Here is a 16101-nt window from a genome sequence, read left to right as displayed (position 1 = left end):
CGCCGCAGCAAGACGCCCGGCGCGCGTGATGGTTGTTGCCTGTGAGGCTGGACTCAATAAAACCGGTCTTGTTCTTTCATTGCCTGAATCTGCCAGAACGTTCTGCCCGAGATCAGCAGAAACAGCAGTGCGAGCAACACACCGCCGGTCATGATGTAGAAGCTCGTACGGTAACTCTGCAACTGGCTGGCGATACAGCTTTTATCCGGCATCCACGGCGACACCAGCAGGGTGATGGGGCCGTCGACTTCATATTGGGTATGCTCGACGTAGCGTTCGTCGGCGTGTTGCCCTTCATGGGGCTGGCCTTGGGCATCGGTGTATTGATAGTGAATGACCTTGCCATTGGCGTTCATTGGAATCTTTTCCAGTGCCGTGACGCTGCCGCGGGTTTCCACACCGTTGAAACTCAGCGCCCCATAAAGCATGCCCGACTTGTGCGCCATTGCAGCGAGCAGCAAAACCACGCAGCAAGCAACGGTCAGCATGACGATACGGTTGTAAAGGTGATCCTTGGCAGCTTCGCGCGGGTAGTACATGGCCGATCCCTGGTGGTGACATTTGTAGGAGACCGTTACATCGGCGCTCGGAACAGGAACTTTAGACGTCGAGCGCGTGCGTCACGGTATGATGTCGCGGCTCGTCGACCGCTGCGGCGGTCGGCAACGCTTTTTACCGTCGGAGTTCGTCATGCCACGCATCACCCACTACAAATCCCCATGCCCCGAGGCCGTCAACAGCCAGATCCTGCAGATGGTCGTCGACTACCTGACCGACATCAGCGCGGTCGGCCTCGGCCCGAGCAACCTGCTGTACAACGTCTATCAGTACGCGGTCGGTTATGAGGTGCATCTGTATCTGGAAGCGTTGAATGGCGAGAAGGGTATCGACGTGGAGTTGCTGGTGGCCACCGACGAGGATGATCCGGAGCAAGTGATCGGTTTTCTGTTGTACCTGCCGGTGCAGGGCGACTGGGAAGCCTGCAGCGTGGCCTACATGGCGGTGCGCGAAGGGCATCGGCGCCAGGGCGTGGCGCGGGCGATGATCGGTGAGATGGTCGGGCGTTATCCCCATGCGGAGCTGGCCTGCACGATCGGCAAAGTCCCGTACTTCGAAGCGTTGGGCTTTGAGGTGATTGGCCAGCGTGAAACCCAGGTGTTGATGAGTACCCGGCATTACCGCAGCAATGGCTTGCGCGGGTTTATCGACACCACGCCGATTTACCGCTCGCTGGAAGTGCAGCAGATCCACACGTACCTGCTGCAGAAAAATGGCAAACGGGCGATGCTCGATGCCGAGAAACAGCGCGACCGGCACCTTGATCAGACCACTCGCCATGTCGAGGAGTTTGTCCGCCAGCGCCTGACCGTGCACTGACCTCGCTTCGGCGAAAAAGCCCTTGCTGTGAATCGCGCAGCAAGGGCTTTTTTGTGCGCGTCATTCAGCCGAGTTTGACGTTCATGGTGATCCGCGCCGTGAACACGTGCTTGCCCTCGGTGTCGTGAACGGGTTGACGGGGGCGCGTGAAGGGCAGCATGGCGCTCGATTCACGCCGATCAGGCGCCGGGCGACTGATTTGCGCAGACAAAAAAAGAGCCTCAAAGCTCTTTGATGGGGAGGAAGTAGAGCCCTCGAGGCTCAAGATGCGCATGAAGCAAGGCACGGGCTTGATTGGGGTTCAGAGCACCCGTGCCTACGCAGCGCCCGAAGAGCGGAGCCACTGCGTGATTCCATCGTAGGAGTGCGCAAGTGATGGCTCAAGTACCGCCAGTCGCGCGGACTGCGGCGCGGGAGCCTTTCACAAATATTGATGTAACCCTTTGTGGGAGCGAGCCTGCTCGCGAGCGCGGTGGGTCAGTCAGATCTACTTCGACTGACAAACCGCGCTCGCGAGCAGGCTCACTCCTACAGGGGAAAAGCGCTGTCAACGGGCGCCAGGCCAGCCTGATTTTTCGAGGGCGGCGAGCAGGGTTTCGGCATCCAGTCCCGGCACCGAGTGACCGTTGCCTTCGGTGCTGTCACTGGCCAGCAAGGCATTGATGATCGCTTCCTCAACCGCCTCGGTCGCGGCCAGGAACAACTCGCTGATATGGTCATTGTTGACCATGCGCAAGCCGTCGCAGGTCGGCGCGCCTTTGCCTTCGTACGCCGCCGGTGGCACATGAGCGTTGCCGGTGGCGAAGGCGATGAAGATGTCGCCGCTATGATCCTCGTTGCCGCCGCCGGTGCGCGCCAGGCCGAGGCTCGCGCGCTGTGCCAGGCGTGTGCACTGGTGGGGCAACAGAGGCGCATTGGTCGCCAGGCAGACGACGATCGAACCCATGCCCGGATGCGGCAATGAGGCGCGCAAGAACGGCGAATCTTTCTGTTCCATGTAACGCCCGACCGGGTAGCCATCGACCCGCAGTTCGCTGCGAATGCCGTGGTTGGCCTGGACGATCGCGCCGACGGTCCAGCCGCCCTGGGCACTGCTCAAACGCCGCGACGATGTACCTATGCCACCCTTGAATTCATGGCAGATCATGCCGCTGCCACCGCCGATGGCACCTTCCACCACCGGGCCGTCGACCGCGTTTTTCAGGGCTTCAGCCACATGCGCGGGCTGCACGTGAAAACCGTTGATATCGTTGAGCAGGCCGTCAAAGGTCTCCAGCACCACTGGCATGTTCCAGTAGAGACGGCCGTCGTCGGGTTGCTGCTGGCGATCCAATGCAACCAAGGCATCGCGCACCACACCGAGGCTGTGGGTGTTGGTGAAGGCAATCGGGCTGGTCAGCAGACCCGCCTCGCGAATCCATTCAAGCCCGGTGGCGTCACCATTGCCGTTGAGCACATGCACGCCAGCAAAACACGGTTGCTGATTGGTCGAACCCTGACGCGGTTCGATCAGCGTCACGCCGGTGCAGATATCCCGTCCGGCGCGGCTGCGTCCGCGCACATTGCTGTGGCCGACGCGTACGCCGGGTACATCAGTGATGGCGTTGAGCGGGCCAGGATGCAGTTGACCGATGCGGATGTTGAGGTCACGGGCACGAGGTTTCATTGATTTCTGTCTCTCTAAAAAATGCGGGGTTATTCGCCGACCCCTGTGGGAGCGAGCTTGCTCGCGAAGGCAATCCGACATCCAACATTGATGTCGACTGACCCACCGCGTTCGCGAGCAAGCTCGCTCCCACAGGGTTTGGTGAAATGTTCAAAAACGGGTTACTGGCCGTTCTTGACCTTGCTCCACACCCGCGTGCGCACCCGTTCGGTGGCTTTGGGCAGGGGTTCAAGGGTGTACAGCGTGGCCATCGCCGTGGCCGATGGATAAACCGCCGGGTTGTCCCGCGTGGCGGCGGCCACCAGCGCTGTCGCGGCGCGATTGCCATTGGGGTACGACAGATGATCACTGACCGGCGCGATCACTTCGGGGCGCAGCAGATAGTCGATAAACGCCAGCCCTTGGGGCCGATTCGGCGCGTCCTTGAGCAGCACCAACGTGTCGAACCACACCGGCGCGCCTTCCTTGGGCAGGCTGTAGGCGATCTTCACGCCGTTGTTGGCCTGCTCGGCATTGGTCTTGGCTTCCAGCATCGCGCCCGACCAACCGACTGCCACGCAAATGTTGCCGTTGGACAGGTCGCTGATGAATTTCGACGAGTTGAAATAGGCGATGTGCGGGCGCAGTTTCAGCAGTAGCGCTTCGGCTTTTTTATAGTCTTCGGGATCGGTGCTGTTGGGTGGCAAGCCGAGATAGTGCAGGGCGACCGGCAGCATCTCCGACGGCGAATCGAGCATCGCCACGCCGCACTGGCCGAGCTTGGCGAGGTTGGCTTCGTTGAACACCAGATCCCACGAATCCACCGGCGCCTTGTCGCCCAGCGCCGCGCGTACTTTGTCGACGTTGTAGCCGATGCCGTTGGTGCCCCACAGATACGGCACGGCGTATTGATTGCCGGGATCGTTGTTGGCCAGTTTTGCCAACAAATCGGCATCAAGATTCTTCCAGCCCGGCAGTTGCTCGCGTGGCAGCGGGGCCAGGGCGCCGGCCTTGATCAGCGTCGGCAGGCTGAAGTTGCTTGCCACCACCACATCGTAGCCGCTGCGGCTGGTCATCAATTTGCCTTCGAGGACTTCGGCACTGTCGAAGGTGTCGTAGACCGGCTGGATACCGCTGTCGCGCTGGAAATCGTGGAGGGTGTTCGGGCCGATGTAGTCGTACCAGTTGTAGACGTGCACGCTCGGCGCGTCAGCGGCCATGGCGATCGAGCTGGCGCCAATACCGGCCAGCAGGCCCAGTTGAATGCTGAGGTTGATACAGCCACGGTGACCACGCATGATGCGGCACTCCTGGCCTGTGCAGGCCGGTGATGAACAGGAGTGGTCAGCCTATCGGGCTGGTCACGCCTGACCCATTCCCATCATGGGTTACTCAAAAGGGGTAGTGCTTGGACGCGTTGCTGCAGGAACTGCCAGTGCATCAGAGCCTGGCGCGGGTATTTGCCAGTGTCGGTCAGGACGGTTTCTGGCGTGCGCTGGTGGACACGTTGCGGCTGCTGGTGCCGCTGGACAACGCGCTGGTGGCGCTGATGAAAGCCGGGCAGGCGCCGCAATTGCTGATCGACTTCGACAGCAAGGGCCGCCCCGACGAGCAGGAAGAACTGGCCGGTTACAGTGCCGGGATGTACCTGCTCGATCCGTTTTACCAGAGCGCCTCGACCGGCATTGCTGATGGTTTGCACAGCCTCGCCTCGGTGGCGCCGGACCAGTTTCTGCACAGCGAGTACTACCAGAGTTACTTTCGTTCGGTGGTGGGCGAGGACGAGTTGCAGTTCATGATCAACGTCGAGGGCGGCGTGCTCGGTTTGTCATTGGGCCGTTCGACGCCGTTCGACATGGCCGAGCAGGGCCGGTTGCTGTGCGTGCGCGATTGGGTGTTGGCGGCAATGCGTCGGCATGTGCAGTTGCTGCCGCCGCAGGGCGCGGCGGCGGAAGCGGTGGTCGGTGATCTGGCGGCATTGCTCGATCGCTTCGACGCGCGGCTGACGGTGCGCGAGGTCGATACGGCGCGGCTGATTTTGCAGGGCTTTTCCAGCAAGGCGATGGCCCAGCAGATGGGCATTTCGCCGGAGACGGTCAAGGTGCATCGGCGCAATCTTTATCACAAGCTCAATGTCACCGGGCATGGCGAGTTGTTTGCTTTGGTGCTGCGCCCACCAACTCCCTGACCCAACACAATCCCCCTGTAGGAGTGAGCCTGCTCGCGATAGCGGTGTGTCAGATATCACCTATTTGACTGATAGACCGCTATCGCGAGCAGGCTCACTCCTACAAGGGATCTTCGGGGTGTCAGATAGTGCGCTGGAAGATCAGGGCCTTGAGACCGCTTTCAGGATCTATGTCTGGAAACTCCGGCGGGTTCTCCAGTCGCTCTACAAAGCGCAGACTCGGCGCTTCCTGTGTCACGCCCTCAATCAGAAAATCCGAACCAAACGCCGGATCATTCATGCACGCCAGCACGGTGCCGTTGGCGGTGAGCAATTCCGGCAAGCGGCGCAGCACGCGCTGGTAATCCTTGGTCAGCAGGAAACTGCCTTTCTGGAACGACGGCGGATCGATGATCACCAGATCATACGGGCCGCTGTTGATCACCTTGCCCCAGGACTTGAACAGGTCGTGGCCGAGGAAACTGACTTTGCTCAGGTCATGGCCGTTCAAGCGATGATTGTCGCGGCCACGGCTCAGGGCCGCGCGGGACATGTCCAGGTTGACCACATGACTGGCGCCGCCATCGATGGCCGCCACGGAAAAACCGCAGGTGTAGGCAAACAGATTGAGCACACGTTTGCCGTTGGCCTGCTCGCGCACCCAGTTGCGCCCGTAACGCATGTCGAGAAACAGCCCGGCGTTCTGTTTGCGGCCCAGATCGACGCGATACTGCAAGCCGCCCTCGACGATGCTCATTTCGTCGATCTCTTCACCCAGCAGCCATTCGGCGGTGCTCTGCGGCAAATAGCGATGCTGGATCAGCAACGTGTGGGCGCCGGACTGTTTCCATTCGGCGGAACCGGTGAGTTCCATCAGCAACGCCTTGAGATCGTCCAGTTGCTCAGGCGCCGGCTCCTTGAACAGCGACACCAGCACCACGCCTTGCAGCCAGTCCACCGTCAACTGCTCCAGCCCGGCCCAGCAGCGTCCGCGCCCGTGGAACAGGCGACGGGTTTCGCTCGGTGCAGCCGCGAGGGCCGGCAGCAGATGGGCATGGAGGGTGGCGAGGGCTTCAGGGTTCATCGGTCAGGATCGGCAAGCAAAAGGGCCGGCATTTTAACCACAAATACGCCGTCATGAACGATTGCCGGCGACGGGCAAAAACGGCCTTTCGCAAAAGACCTGTATCAAAAATGAATTTCTGCAGAGCCCGCTGCTCATACCAGTTAAGCAGCGGATTCAAGCCGCTAAATCGTTAATGCAATTCAGGGAGTGCAGTTCCATGTGCCCAATACCTACGGCGAGCGCGCACCTTCCTGACGGATTGATTCTGGTGGTTGAGGATGATCCGTTGATTCTGGAGTTTCTCTGCGAAATTCTTCAGGAGGAAGGTTTCAAAGTCGAGCCACGTACCAGCGCGGATGACGCCAAGCTGTATCTGGAAGAGCACGCGCCGGAAGTGGCCTTGCTGCTGACCGACATCACCATGCCCGGCGAAATCAATGGCGCCGGGTTGGCCAATCTGGTCGGCGAACGCTGGCCGGACAAGCCGGTCATGGTCATGTCCGGCTATGAAACCCCGGAGACATCGGGGGTCAAGCACCCGGTGGCGTTCATCAAGAAGCCGTGGGCCATCGGCCAGTTACTCGACTGCGTGGATAGCGCGTTCAAGTCCAAGGCTCCGCGCCTGCACTGAGATGCCGGGACGAATCGCCGGGCAAAAATGCTACATTGCCCGGCCAATCCGCCCAGTCTTGTCAAAGGATGCGATCTTTTGTCTGCTCACGATAACGTCTTCGATCGCGCGTTCGGCGCGTTTCTGTTCGACATGGACGGCACCGTCCTTAACTCCATCGCCGCCGCCGAGCGGATCTGGGCAGCCTGGGCCGTGCGCCATGGCGTCGATGTGGAAACGTTTTTGCCGACCATTCATGGTGTGCGCGCGATCGACACCATCACCCGGCTGAACCTGCCGGGGGTGGATGCCGAGGCGCAAGCGGCGTTCATCACCGAGGCGGAAATCGAAGACGTTGAAGGCATTGTCGAGATACCCGGCGCGGCGAGATTTCTCAATAGCCTGCCCAAAGATCGCTGGGCGATGGTGACGTCGGCGCCACGGGATCTGGCGTTGCGGCGCATGGCGGCGGCGGGGATTCCAGAGCCTGCGGTGATGATCACCGCGGAAGATGTGAAGGCTGGCAAACCTGATCCGGCCGGCTATTTACTGGCGGCCAAGCGACTGGGTCTGGAGCCTCGTGATTGTCTTATCTTCGAAGACGCCACCGTTGGTATTCAGGCTGCCGAAGCGGCTGGCGCGGCGTTGATGATCATCACCACCACGCATCAGCATCCGCTGGAAACCACCCATGCGACGTTGGCCAGTTATGCTGCGATCAGCGTCAAGATCGATAGCGACGGTCAACTCCACCTGCAAAAAAACTGACACCCCGAAATCCCTGTGGGAGCGAGCTTGCTCGCGAAAGCGATGGGTCAGCCACCATCAATAGTGACTGTGCCGCCGTCTTCGCGAGCAAGCTCGCTCCCACAGGATCCTGAGTGAGTTCGAAAATCAATAAACCCCCGGCACCAACCGCCAGCTCCGTGCGCAATAAGCGTCGTACTCCGCGCCAAACTGCGCCCGCAGCAGGGCTTCTTCCGAATGAATCCGGGCAATCAACGGGATCAACGTCAGCGCCGCCAGCATCAACCCGACCACCGAACGAAACGCCAATGCCCAGCCCACGGCATTGATCACCAACCCCAGATAACTCGGATTGCGCAGCCGTTGGTAAATGCCATCGGTGACCAATCGGTGCCCCGGTTGAATCGCCACCAGTCCGCTGAAACGTCGTCCCAGCACAAACACCGGCCACAACCGCAGTGTGCCGCCGACGATAAACAACAGAGCACCGAGCCAACGCACGCCTTCACCGCCCAGCGTCCAGAAATTCACCTGGTCGCAATAGGCCGGCAGAAAACCACTGAGCAGCCCGATCACCCCAAACGCCGGAATCACCCAGCGATTGGCGCGGTCTTCACGTTCGCCAGAGCTGAGGTTGACCTCACTGAACAGCGAAGCAATCACCATGGCCACCGTCGCCAGTGCGACGATCACCAGCGAACCGTGGGAAAAGAACATCGCCACGCCGCCAATGCCCCACACCGCCAGTCCGAGGTAGGCAAGTGTGGCGAGTACCGCAACGACGGTCATTTGTGCGGACATTCTCATGGTCAACTCACGGCTGGATGCTGATCTGATGAGTGTAGATCCACCGCAAAACCTGTGGGAGCGAGCCTGCTCGCGAAAGCGTTGGGTCAGTCAATTTTGATCCTGGATGTGCCGGCCCCTTCGCGAGCAGGCTCACTCCCACAGGTTATGGGGTAGATTTCAATCTGTGAACGACACGAATTCCTGTGGGAGCGAGCTTGCTCGCGAAGAGGCCCTGTCAGTCAGCGGCTATCTCACCGTCAGTCAGGACTTTGCGGAAGGTCTCGACCAATGGCCGCAAGTTGATCCGGTGCCACGCCGCCCACAATGGCGTGGTCAAGGTCAGCCACGGCAGCTCCCGCAGCACTACGCCCGGCGGTGCGTTATGGCTCAGGCCTTTCTGGATCATCGCAATCCCCAGCCCCGACGCCACCAGACCCAGCGCAGTAAACGGTTCGGTCGCCTGCATGCGCACATCCGGGGTGAATCCCGCGCGGATGCAGGCGCTGACGAACTCATCGTTGGCGTCCTGACGCGGCTGCACGCCTATCCATTCCTGATTGGCCAGATCCTCCGGGTTCAACGCAGCTCGCTGCGCCAGCGGATGCTGCTCCGGCAACGCCAGCAGCATCGGGTCATCGAGCACCTGGAAACTCAGCAGATCCGGATCGTCATCGGTCGGCGGCTCGCTCACCAACGCGATATCGAGACTACGCTGTCGCAAGCCCTCCAATTGCTCGGCAGAACTGAGGTTGTACAGCGCGACATGCACATTCGGCCGGTCCACGCGTAACACACGCAAGGCATTGGGCAGAACCCCGGCGTGCATGGCGTTTTCGATATAGCCGATGCACAAACCGCCTTCTTCGCCACGGCCAAGGCGCTTGCCGAGGGATTCCAGGCGATTGGCGTGGGTGAGCAGGGCGCGGGTTTCGGCGAGGAAGGTCTGGCCATCACGGGTCAGGCGAATGCGTTGCTGGCTGCGCTCGAACAGCGTCAGGCCCAGGCGTTCTTCGAGCTGGGCGATCTGCCGGCTCAGTGGCGACTGAGAAATATGCAGCCGTTCGGCGGCGCGGCCGACGTGTTCTTCCTCGGCGACTACAACGAAGTAGCGCAATTGGCGGATGTCGATCATGTCAGACCTATAGGGACTCAAGTGCTGCAGATTATGTCTTGGACGGTCTCGGTGGCGCAATCTAGGATCTGCTCAACGGTCACACCGACCAAGAATGTATGAGGACAGTCCAATGAGCTTGAAAGACAAACTGCCCGGGCAACTGGGCTTCGGCACCGCGCCGCTGGGCAACATGTTTCGCGCCATCCCCGAAGAAGAAGCGCAGGCCACTGTGCATGCCGCCTGGGATGCCGGTGTGCGCTACTTCGACACCGCGCCGTTTTACGGTTCGGGGCTGTCGGAGATCCGCCTTGGTGAGGCACTCAAGCAATACAAGCGCGACGATTACTTGCTGAGCAGCAAGGTCGGCCGGGTGATTCTCGATGAAATCGAAGACGCCGCCGCCCGCGATCTCGGCGAGAAGAGCGGGGTGTTCGAACACGGTCGGCCGAACAAGATCGTCAACGACTACAGCGCCGACGCGACTATGCGTTCGATCGAAGACAGCCTCAAGCGTCTGCAAACCGATCGCCTCGACATCGTCTGGGTGCACGACATCGCTCAAGACTTCTACGGCGATCAATGGCTGGAGTACTTCAATCAGGCCCGCACTGGTGCATTCAAAGTGCTGACCCGCTTGCGTGAAGAAGGCGTGATCAAGGCCTGGGGCCTGGGCGTGAACAAAGTCGAGCCGTGCGAACTGACCCTCGACCTCAGCGAAGCGCAGCCGGATGGTTTCCTGTTGGCTGGCCGCTACACGCTGCTCGACCACGAACGCCCGTTGCAACGCCTGATGGATGCAGCGCTGGCGCAGAACGTTGAAATCGTCGTCGGTGGCCCTTATAGCTCGGGAATCCTCGCGGGCGGCTCGCACTTCGAATACCAGCAGGCCAGCCCTGAAGTCATCGCCAAGGTCGAGCAGATCAAACGCATCGCCGCCGCTTACAACGTTGATATCAAAGCCGCTGCGCTACAGTTCTCGCTGGCCAATCCCGCTGTTGCGGCGGTGATTCCCGGCGCAAGCAAACCGCAACGCATCGCCGAAGACGTCGCGGCATTGTCGGCCAGTATTCCTGCCGGTTTCTGGCAGGCGATGCGCGACGCCCAACTGGTTTCTGAACGTGCACCATTGCCAATCGATGAGGTGAAAGCATGAAGATTGATCTGAGTGGAAAACTGGCCATTGTCAGCGGCAGCACTGCTGGTATCGGCTTGGGCATCAGCCAGTCGCTGGCCGAAGCTGGCGCCACGGTGGTGGTGATCGGCCGCGACACGGGCAAAGTTGAACAGGCGTTGGCGAGTATTCGCGAGAAAGTCCCGGGTGCGCAGTTGCGTGGTCTGGCTGCCGATCTGGGCACCGCGGAGGGCGCGCAGAAGCTGTTCGCCGCTGAACCGCGTGCGGACATTCTGGTGAACAATCTCGGCATCTTCGACGCCGTGGATTTCTTCGAAGCGCCGGACAGCGAGTGGACGCGTTTCTATGAGGTCAACGTGATTTCCGGCGTGCGCCTGGCGCGGCACTACGTGCCGGGGATGGTCGAGCAGGGCTGGGGCCGGGTGATCTTCCTGTCCTCGGAATCCGGCGTGGCCACGCCAGCGGACATGATCAACTACGGCGTGACCAAAAGCGCCAATCTGGCGGTGTCCCACGGTCTGGCCAAACGTCTGGCTGGCACCGGGGTGACGGTCAATGCGATCCTGCCGGGGCCGACCTTCACCGACGGCCTGCAAGACATGCTCAAGGATGCCGCCGCCGAATCCGGGCGCAACCTGCGCGATGAGGCCGATGCCTTTGTGCTCAAGGCCCGCCCGACCTCGATCATCCAGCGCGTGGCGGATGTCGAAGAAGTCGCGCACCTGGTGACCTACATTGCTTCGCCGCTGTCCTCGGCCACCACCGGCGCCGCGTTGCGCGTCGATGGCGGCGTGGTCGACAGCCTGACTATCTGAATTCTGGAGAGACGTTTATCTATGCCAACAGCATCCGCAACCATCGACATTCCGGCCTCGGCCGATCAGGTCTGGCAATTGATCGGCGGCTTCAACACGCTGCCCGATTGGCTGCCCTTTATTCCCAAGAGTGAACTGAGCGACGGTGGCCGTGTGCGCACCTTGCAAACCGCTGACGGCGCTGTGGTGGTCGAGCGCCTGCAAGCGTTCGATAACGCCGCGAAGACTTACAGCTATTCGATCGAACAGGCACCGTTTCCGGCGACTGATTACCTGGCGACGATCAAGGTCGAAGCCCAGGGGCAGGGCGCACGCGTGACGTGGTCGGGGCGTTTCAACGCCAAAGGCGTGAGTGATGAGGAAGTGGTGGCGTTGTTCAGTGGCATCTATCAGGGTGGCCTCGAGGCACTCCGAGCCAATTACCCAACCTGAGTTGATGATCGTTCCCACGCTCTGCGCGGGAATGCAGCCCGGGACGCTCCGCGTCCCTTTCGCAAGCTGGAACGCGGAGCGTCCCTTGAGGCATTCCCACGCAGAGCGTGGGAACGATCATGTCGGGAATCAGGAATTCTCGATCAGGCTCTGCCGGCAATCGAGCAGCAGTTTCGCCCCGCCCAGATCACTGCTGCCGACTTCAAGACTGAAGCCATGCAAGCTGACAATCGCCGCCACAATCGACAATCCGAGGCCAAAGCCACCCTGCGGTTGCCCACCCTCGGCTCGATAGAAGCGCTGGAACACCGCCTCACGCTCAGCCTCGGGAATCCCCGGCCCTGAGTCGTGCACCTCAATCCGCGTCTGCCCTCCTGCGTTCACCCCACGCAGCATCACTGTGCCGCCCGGTGGTGTGAACTTGATCGAGTTACTCAGCAGATTGGCCAAGGCCTCGAACAGCAACGCCCGATCACCATTGAGTGGCGGCAGCGTCTCCGGCATGTTCAGCTCGAAACGCAGCTCGCCTTCCTCGGCCAATGGCAAATAAAACTCGTGCAATTCTTCCAGCAATTGCACCGGATCGAGTTCGACAAAACCTGAACGGCGCTGGCGATCCTCAAGCTCGGAAATCCGCAACAACCCGCGAAACCGCGCCATCAGCGTGTCCGCTTCGGCGAGCACCAGATCCAGTTGCGCCGCTTCCTGCGAACCTTCACCAGCCTGCTGCTGCATGCGATACAACTGCGCGCGCAGGCGCGTCAGTGGCGTGCGCAGATCATGGGCGATGTTGTCGCAGACGCCTTTGACTTCATTCATCAAGCGCTCGATGCGCTCCAGCATCGCATTGACGATGGCCGCGAGCATGTCCAGTTCATCGCGGCGATTGGACAGGGGCAGGCGCCGGGTCAGGTCGCCGGCAACAATCGCCTGAGCGCTGGCCTGAATCGCCCGGATGCGCCGCAACGGCCGACGCCGTAGTAAATGCCAACCGGCAATGCCCGGCAGAATCGTCAGCGACACGCCCCAGAACAACGCATGCAAAATGATCCGCGTGACGGCGAACAGCGAGCCGTTGTCGCGCAGCAACACCAGCCAGCGCCCATCGCGGGTTTGTGTGGCCACCGCATCGCAGCTGTCATTGGGCAGGGTCGGGTCATCGGAGTCGGCGCATTCGGCAAGCATGTGGATCTTGCCGTCCAGCGGCAGGCCTTCGGGGATCTGCTGGAGCGCTCCACCGAGGTAAACGCCGTTGGCGTCGAACAGGCCATAGGCGTCGATGCCGCGAATGTCGAAGGTCATGCTGGCGGCGAGGGCGTCTTCCAGTTGTTCGCCGCGAAAGTGCGAAAACAGGTGCTGACGTTGCATCAACGAGTGTTTGGCGAGGTTGTCGAGGTAGCCGGAGACCTCGTAATACATGACCCCCATGAGGATCGCGCTCCAGGCCACGAACAGCGAACTGTACAGCGCCAGCAATCGGCTGCTGGAGGAGCGCCAGCCGTCAGACGGGTTCGGCAATGACATAACCCGAGCCCCGTACCGTGCGGATCAGCGGCACATGGCCGGCGGCGTCGATCTTCTTGCGCAGACGGCCGATGTGCACGTCGATCAGGTTGGTGCCGGGGTCGAAGTGATAGCCCCAGACCTCTTCGAAAATCATCATCCGCGAAAGGATCTGGCCACTGTTGCGCATCAGGAATTCGAGCAACTTGTACTCGGTCGGCAACAGCGTAAGCACCTGTTCGGCGCGGCGCGCTTCGTGGCTGATCAAGTCGAGTTCAAGGTCGGCGACCTGCAGCGTCGTTGCCTGAGTAGCGCCGCTGTTCTGCCGACGCAACAGGACTTCAACCCGTGCGGCCATCTCGTCGGTGGCGAACGGTTTGGTCAGGTAGTCATCGCCGCCAGCGCGCAAGCCGCGTACGCGTTCGTCGACATCGGAGAGCGCGCTGATCATCAGAATCGGCGTGGCCACGCCCATGGTGCGCAGGGTGGTAACGATGGCCAGGCCATCGAGTTCGGGCAACATGCGGTCGAGGGTGATCAGGTCGTAGTTGCCGCTCACGGCGCGGTCGAGGCCTTCGCGACCATTGTCGACCCAGTCGACTTCCAGCCCGTGGCTGCTCAGTTCGGCGACGATTTCCCGAGCGGTCACGGCGTCGTCTTCGATGGTCAAGATACGAGTCATAGGCAGGCCTGCTGATCGGTTCAAACGGAATGGCAGCATTTTGCCAAGAAATTGCGCTGGCGCTTTAAATTAACTTTCATGTTGACCTGTCACAAACGCAGATTTGGAGTGCTATTGATACTTGAGGCCAATGCATAAAACCCGCTGTTATCCGGCAATTATTGCAATTTGCAAGGTTTGCGTAAGTTCACTCTTTGTAACTGATTGAAATTAATAGGTTTATTTAGTTTTCGCGACTGGCACGGTCACTGCAATTCATCTGATGACGAGTTGTAACACCATTTTTCATGCCTGGAGCAGAACAACAATGAATAGATCCTCTGATGGGTTTTATCCCGCCGTTGAAGAGTCGAGCAGCGTTTCGGGCGTGTCCTGGGGCGCGATCTTCGCCGGTGCTGCGGCTGCCGCTGCACTGTCGATGATTCTGGTGTTGCTCGGTTTCGGTTTGGGTTTCTCTGCCGTTTCACCGTGGGCCGGAGAGGGCGTCAGCGCCAAGGGCCTGGGCATTTCCACGATAGTCTGGCTGGCGGCGACGCAAATCATCGCTTCCGGCATGGGTGGCTACATCGCCGGTCGCCTGCGGGTGAAGTGGGCGAACATGCACGGTGACGAAGTGTATTTCCGCGACACCGCGCACGGTTTCCTGGCCTGGTGCGTGGCTACATTGGTCACTGCAGTGCTGGTGGTCGGTTCGGTCAGCAGCGTGATCAGTGGTGGTGTGCAGGCCGGTGCCAGTGTGGCTGGCGGTGCTGCCAGCGCCATGACTCAAGCAGCCGGTTCTGCGGCGGCCAACACCGACAGCAACCAGTACGGCTACTACATCGACAGCCTGTTCCGCGATGACCGTCCGGCCTCCGTCAGCGATGACGCCGCTCATGGCGCTGTGGCACGGATCTTCGCGCAAAGCCTGGCCAACGGTCAGCTGAGTGCTGAAGACCGTACTTACCTCGCACAACTGGTCGCGCAACTGACCAACCTGACTCAGGCCGATGCCGAACGCCGCGTTGACGAGATTTATGCGCGCACTCAGAAAGCCCTCGCCGACGCCAAAGTCAAAGCTCAACAAGCCGCCGATACCGCTGCGAAGGTCGCTGCCTGGACCTCGCTGTGGATGTTCATTTCGCTGTTGGCCGGTGCGTTCTTCGCCAGCCTCGCGGCTACTTACGGCGGTCGTCGTCGTGATGCCGTCGAGTACGTAGAAGTCGACACCTACACCACGACCACTCCAGTCCGTTAAACAAGGAGCATCACCATGCGCTCATTACTGCTGTTTTTCCTCGGCGTGCCAATCCCGATCATCATCCTGATCGCCCTGTTCGTGCACTGATTGCTTGATTGAGGCGTATGCCTCGGCCGCTTCCACCTTCGGGTGGAAGCGGCTTTTTGCTTTCTGACGGGCAACAAGGGGAGAATCCGCGCTGTGCTGTATTTCGATAGACCTCTGATTAAGGATGAAAACGTTGAACAAGAAGGAAATCAAACGTCAGTTGAGGGAGATGCTCGACGCCGGTCGCTCGAAAACCGAAACCTTCAAGGCGTTGTCCGGCGGCGCAGTCAAGGACAAGGTGCTGGCGTATTTGATCGGCTCGTGGCCCGATCCAGAACTGATTGATCGTCACGCCGGCAAGATAAAGGTGCTGCTCGGGCTGACCTATATCCAGGCGTTGATCGGGCTGGTGGGCGGTTACTTCCTCGGTCTGACGATCAGCACCGGTTGGGCCATCGGCATGGGGTTGTTTGCCGGTGTCGTACCTTTGCTGTTCGCTTGGGGCTTTTACCGCAACGTGGCGCAGGCCTACACCGTGTATGTATTTCTCTCGATCACCCAGATGCCACGTATGTTCAAGGACTATGGCGAAGATCCGATAGGCACGGTGATTGGCGTAGCGATCACGTTGGCCATGGTCTTTTTCGTCGCTTGGCTGAAAAACCTGCTGTTTCCTGACCTGGGTTTCTTCGGTGCAAAAAAGATCAAAGGGCAGTACGTCTTCTCCAACTGATCGTTGGACAATCCAGCCGCTT

Annotated in this window: 19 protein-coding genes; 9 read left to right on the top strand and 10 right to left on the bottom strand. The window is 60.3% G+C overall.

Annotated features, from left to right (window positions below; genetic code table 11):
• Nucleotides 1-53: 53 nt before the first annotated feature.
• The gene (locus AC0ZWN_RS25635) at nt 54-539 is read right to left on the bottom strand and encodes a DUF3592 domain-containing protein (RefSeq protein ID WP_186625274.1); all 486 of its coding nucleotides are present in this window, start codon (nt 537-539) and stop codon (nt 54-56) included.
• Between the two features lie 151 nt (nt 540-690).
• On the opposite strand from AC0ZWN_RS25635, the gene AC0ZWN_RS25630 reads away from it, so the two are divergent.
• A complete protein-coding gene (locus tag AC0ZWN_RS25630) occupies nt 691-1377 on the top strand; it encodes a GNAT family N-acetyltransferase (protein WP_186625276.1) in 687 nt (228 codons plus the stop codon).
• 64 nt (nt 1378-1441) lie between these two features.
• Here AC0ZWN_RS25630 and AC0ZWN_RS25625 read toward each other — a convergent pair whose 3' ends face one another.
• The 3 genes from AC0ZWN_RS25625 to AC0ZWN_RS25615 form a co-directional block, all read right to left on the bottom strand.
• Nucleotides 1442-1588 carry a hypothetical protein gene (locus tag AC0ZWN_RS25625; RefSeq protein ID WP_476337113.1) on the bottom strand — a complete coding sequence of 49 codons (147 nt, stop codon included), beginning with the start codon at nt 1586-1588 and terminating at the stop codon, nt 1442-1444.
• Between the two features lie 336 nt (nt 1589-1924).
• Nucleotides 1925-3043, bottom strand: a complete 1119-nt coding sequence (locus AC0ZWN_RS25620) for a DmpA family aminopeptidase (RefSeq protein WP_476337111.1) — start codon at nt 3041-3043, stop codon at nt 1925-1927.
• Nucleotides 3044-3204: 161 nt separating this feature from the next.
• Entirely contained in the window at nt 3205-4320 is a 1116-nt protein-coding gene (locus AC0ZWN_RS25615) for an extracellular solute-binding protein (RefSeq protein WP_258708445.1), read from the bottom strand.
• A gap of 110 nt (nt 4321-4430) precedes the next feature.
• Here AC0ZWN_RS25615 and AC0ZWN_RS25610 point away from each other — a divergent pair, with 110 nt between their 5' ends.
• The gene (locus AC0ZWN_RS25610; RefSeq protein WP_476337109.1) at nt 4431-5210 is read left to right on the top strand and encodes a helix-turn-helix transcriptional regulator; all 780 of its coding nucleotides are present in this window, start codon (nt 4431-4433) and stop codon (nt 5208-5210) included.
• Nucleotides 5211-5331: 121 nt separating this feature from the next.
• Here AC0ZWN_RS25610 and AC0ZWN_RS25605 read toward each other — a convergent pair whose 3' ends face one another.
• Complete coding sequence (locus AC0ZWN_RS25605) at nt 5332-6273, bottom strand: class I SAM-dependent methyltransferase (protein WP_476337107.1); 942 nt, start codon at nt 6271-6273, stop codon at nt 5332-5334.
• 199 nt (nt 6274-6472) lie between these two features.
• Between AC0ZWN_RS25605 and AC0ZWN_RS25600 the strand changes: the two genes are divergently transcribed.
• Together AC0ZWN_RS25600 and AC0ZWN_RS25595 are read left to right on the top strand one after the other, a co-directional pair.
• On the top strand, nt 6473-6886 hold the full coding sequence (locus tag AC0ZWN_RS25600; protein WP_095048027.1) for a response regulator: 414 nt from the start codon (nt 6473-6475) through the stop codon (nt 6884-6886).
• A gap of 78 nt (nt 6887-6964) precedes the next feature.
• Nucleotides 6965-7633 (top strand): HAD-IA family hydrolase, encoded by a 669-nt coding sequence (locus AC0ZWN_RS25595; protein ID WP_476337105.1) that lies wholly within the window; start codon nt 6965-6967, stop codon nt 7631-7633.
• A gap of 126 nt (nt 7634-7759) precedes the next feature.
• On the opposite strand, the gene AC0ZWN_RS25590 is transcribed toward AC0ZWN_RS25595, so the two are convergent.
• Together AC0ZWN_RS25590 and AC0ZWN_RS25585 are read right to left on the bottom strand one after the other, a co-directional pair.
• Complete coding sequence (locus AC0ZWN_RS25590; protein WP_476337104.1) at nt 7760-8419, bottom strand: methyltransferase family protein; 660 nt, start codon at nt 8417-8419, stop codon at nt 7760-7762.
• A gap of 217 nt (nt 8420-8636) precedes the next feature.
• On the bottom strand, nt 8637-9533 hold the full coding sequence (locus tag AC0ZWN_RS25585) for a LysR substrate-binding domain-containing protein (RefSeq protein ID WP_116254987.1): 897 nt from the start codon (nt 9531-9533) through the stop codon (nt 8637-8639).
• A gap of 112 nt (nt 9534-9645) precedes the next feature.
• Between AC0ZWN_RS25585 and AC0ZWN_RS25580 the strand changes: the two genes are divergently transcribed.
• The 3 genes from AC0ZWN_RS25580 to AC0ZWN_RS25570 are packed head-to-tail and all read left to right on the top strand — an operon-like array spanning nt 9646 to nt 11894.
• Nucleotides 9646-10668 (top strand): aldo/keto reductase, encoded by a 1023-nt coding sequence (locus AC0ZWN_RS25580; protein ID WP_476337103.1) that lies wholly within the window; start codon nt 9646-9648, stop codon nt 10666-10668.
• On the top strand, nt 10665-11462 hold the full coding sequence (locus AC0ZWN_RS25575; RefSeq protein ID WP_476337101.1) for an SDR family NAD(P)-dependent oxidoreductase: 798 nt from the start codon (nt 10665-10667) through the stop codon (nt 11460-11462). Before AC0ZWN_RS25580 ends, AC0ZWN_RS25575 begins: the two co-directional genes overlap by 4 nt.
• Before the next feature lie 21 nt (nt 11463-11483).
• A complete protein-coding gene (locus tag AC0ZWN_RS25570; RefSeq protein ID WP_476337100.1) occupies nt 11484-11894 on the top strand; it encodes an SRPBCC family protein in 411 nt (136 codons plus the stop codon).
• A 129-nt stretch (nt 11895-12023) separates the two neighbouring features.
• On the opposite strand, the gene AC0ZWN_RS25565 is transcribed toward AC0ZWN_RS25570, so the two are convergent.
• Both AC0ZWN_RS25565 and AC0ZWN_RS25560 read right to left on the bottom strand, forming a co-directional pair.
• Complete coding sequence (locus AC0ZWN_RS25565; protein ID WP_220556461.1) at nt 12024-13418, bottom strand: sensor histidine kinase; 1395 nt, start codon at nt 13416-13418, stop codon at nt 12024-12026.
• On the bottom strand, nt 13396-14079 hold the full coding sequence (locus AC0ZWN_RS25560) for a response regulator transcription factor (RefSeq protein ID WP_007914996.1): 684 nt from the start codon (nt 14077-14079) through the stop codon (nt 13396-13398). The genes AC0ZWN_RS25565 and AC0ZWN_RS25560 overlap by 23 nt, the downstream gene beginning before the upstream one ends.
• Nucleotides 14080-14386: 307 nt before the next feature.
• On the opposite strand from AC0ZWN_RS25560, the gene AC0ZWN_RS25555 reads away from it, so the two are divergent.
• Entirely contained in the window at nt 14387-15316 is a 930-nt protein-coding gene (locus tag AC0ZWN_RS25555; RefSeq protein WP_476337097.1) for a hypothetical protein, read from the top strand.
• 24 nt (nt 15317-15340) lie between these two features.
• On the opposite strand, the gene AC0ZWN_RS25550 is transcribed toward AC0ZWN_RS25555, so the two are convergent.
• Nucleotides 15341-15547: a hypothetical protein gene (locus AC0ZWN_RS25550; protein ID WP_476337096.1), complete on the bottom strand. Its 207-nt coding sequence runs from the start codon at nt 15545-15547 to the stop codon at nt 15341-15343.
• Here AC0ZWN_RS25550 and AC0ZWN_RS25545 point away from each other — a divergent pair.
• Nucleotides 15540-16079 carry a hypothetical protein gene (locus AC0ZWN_RS25545; protein WP_476337095.1) on the top strand — a complete coding sequence of 180 codons (540 nt, stop codon included), beginning with the start codon at nt 15540-15542 and terminating at the stop codon, nt 16077-16079. The genes AC0ZWN_RS25550 and AC0ZWN_RS25545 overlap by 8 nt on opposite strands.
• The last annotated feature ends 22 nt before the right edge of the window (nt 16080-16101 follow it).

The organism is Pseudomonas sp. 3B-A001-10F (assembly GCF_056313565.1).
Note: the sequence above shows the minus strand (reverse complement) of the source record. Positions and strands in the feature narration are given on the sequence as shown.

Coding starts and splice junctions, on each gene's coding strand:
- AC0ZWN_RS25635 (WP_186625274.1), bottom strand. CDS start 539: ATGTACTACCCGCGCGAAGCTGCCAAGGATCACCTTTACAACCGTATC.
- AC0ZWN_RS25630 (WP_186625276.1), top strand. CDS start 691: ATGCCACGCATCACCCACTACAAATCCCCATGCCCCGAGGCCGTCAAC.
- AC0ZWN_RS25620 (WP_476337111.1), bottom strand. CDS start 3,043: ATGAAACCTCGTGCCCGTGACCTCAACATCCGCATCGGTCAACTGCAT.
- AC0ZWN_RS25615 (WP_258708445.1), bottom strand. CDS start 4,320: ATGCGTGGTCACCGTGGCTGTATCAACCTCAGCATTCAACTGGGCCTG.
- AC0ZWN_RS25605 (WP_476337107.1), bottom strand. CDS start 6,273: ATGAACCCTGAAGCCCTCGCCACCCTCCATGCCCATCTGCTGCCGGCC.
- AC0ZWN_RS25600 (WP_095048027.1), top strand. CDS start 6,473: ATGTGCCCAATACCTACGGCGAGCGCGCACCTTCCTGACGGATTGATT.
- AC0ZWN_RS25590 (WP_476337104.1), bottom strand. CDS start 8,419: ATGAGAATGTCCGCACAAATGACCGTCGTTGCGGTACTCGCCACACTT.
- AC0ZWN_RS25585 (WP_116254987.1), bottom strand. CDS start 9,533: ATGATCGACATCCGCCAATTGCGCTACTTCGTTGTAGTCGCCGAGGAA.
- AC0ZWN_RS25580 (WP_476337103.1), top strand. CDS start 9,646: ATGAGCTTGAAAGACAAACTGCCCGGGCAACTGGGCTTCGGCACCGCG.
- AC0ZWN_RS25575 (WP_476337101.1), top strand. CDS start 10,665: ATGAAGATTGATCTGAGTGGAAAACTGGCCATTGTCAGCGGCAGCACT.
- AC0ZWN_RS25570 (WP_476337100.1), top strand. CDS start 11,484: ATGCCAACAGCATCCGCAACCATCGACATTCCGGCCTCGGCCGATCAG.
- AC0ZWN_RS25565 (WP_220556461.1), bottom strand. CDS start 13,418: ATGTCATTGCCGAACCCGTCTGACGGCTGGCGCTCCTCCAGCAGCCGA.
- AC0ZWN_RS25560 (WP_007914996.1), bottom strand. CDS start 14,079: ATGACTCGTATCTTGACCATCGAAGACGACGCCGTGACCGCTCGGGAA.
- AC0ZWN_RS25555 (WP_476337097.1), top strand. CDS start 14,387: ATGAATAGATCCTCTGATGGGTTTTATCCCGCCGTTGAAGAGTCGAGC.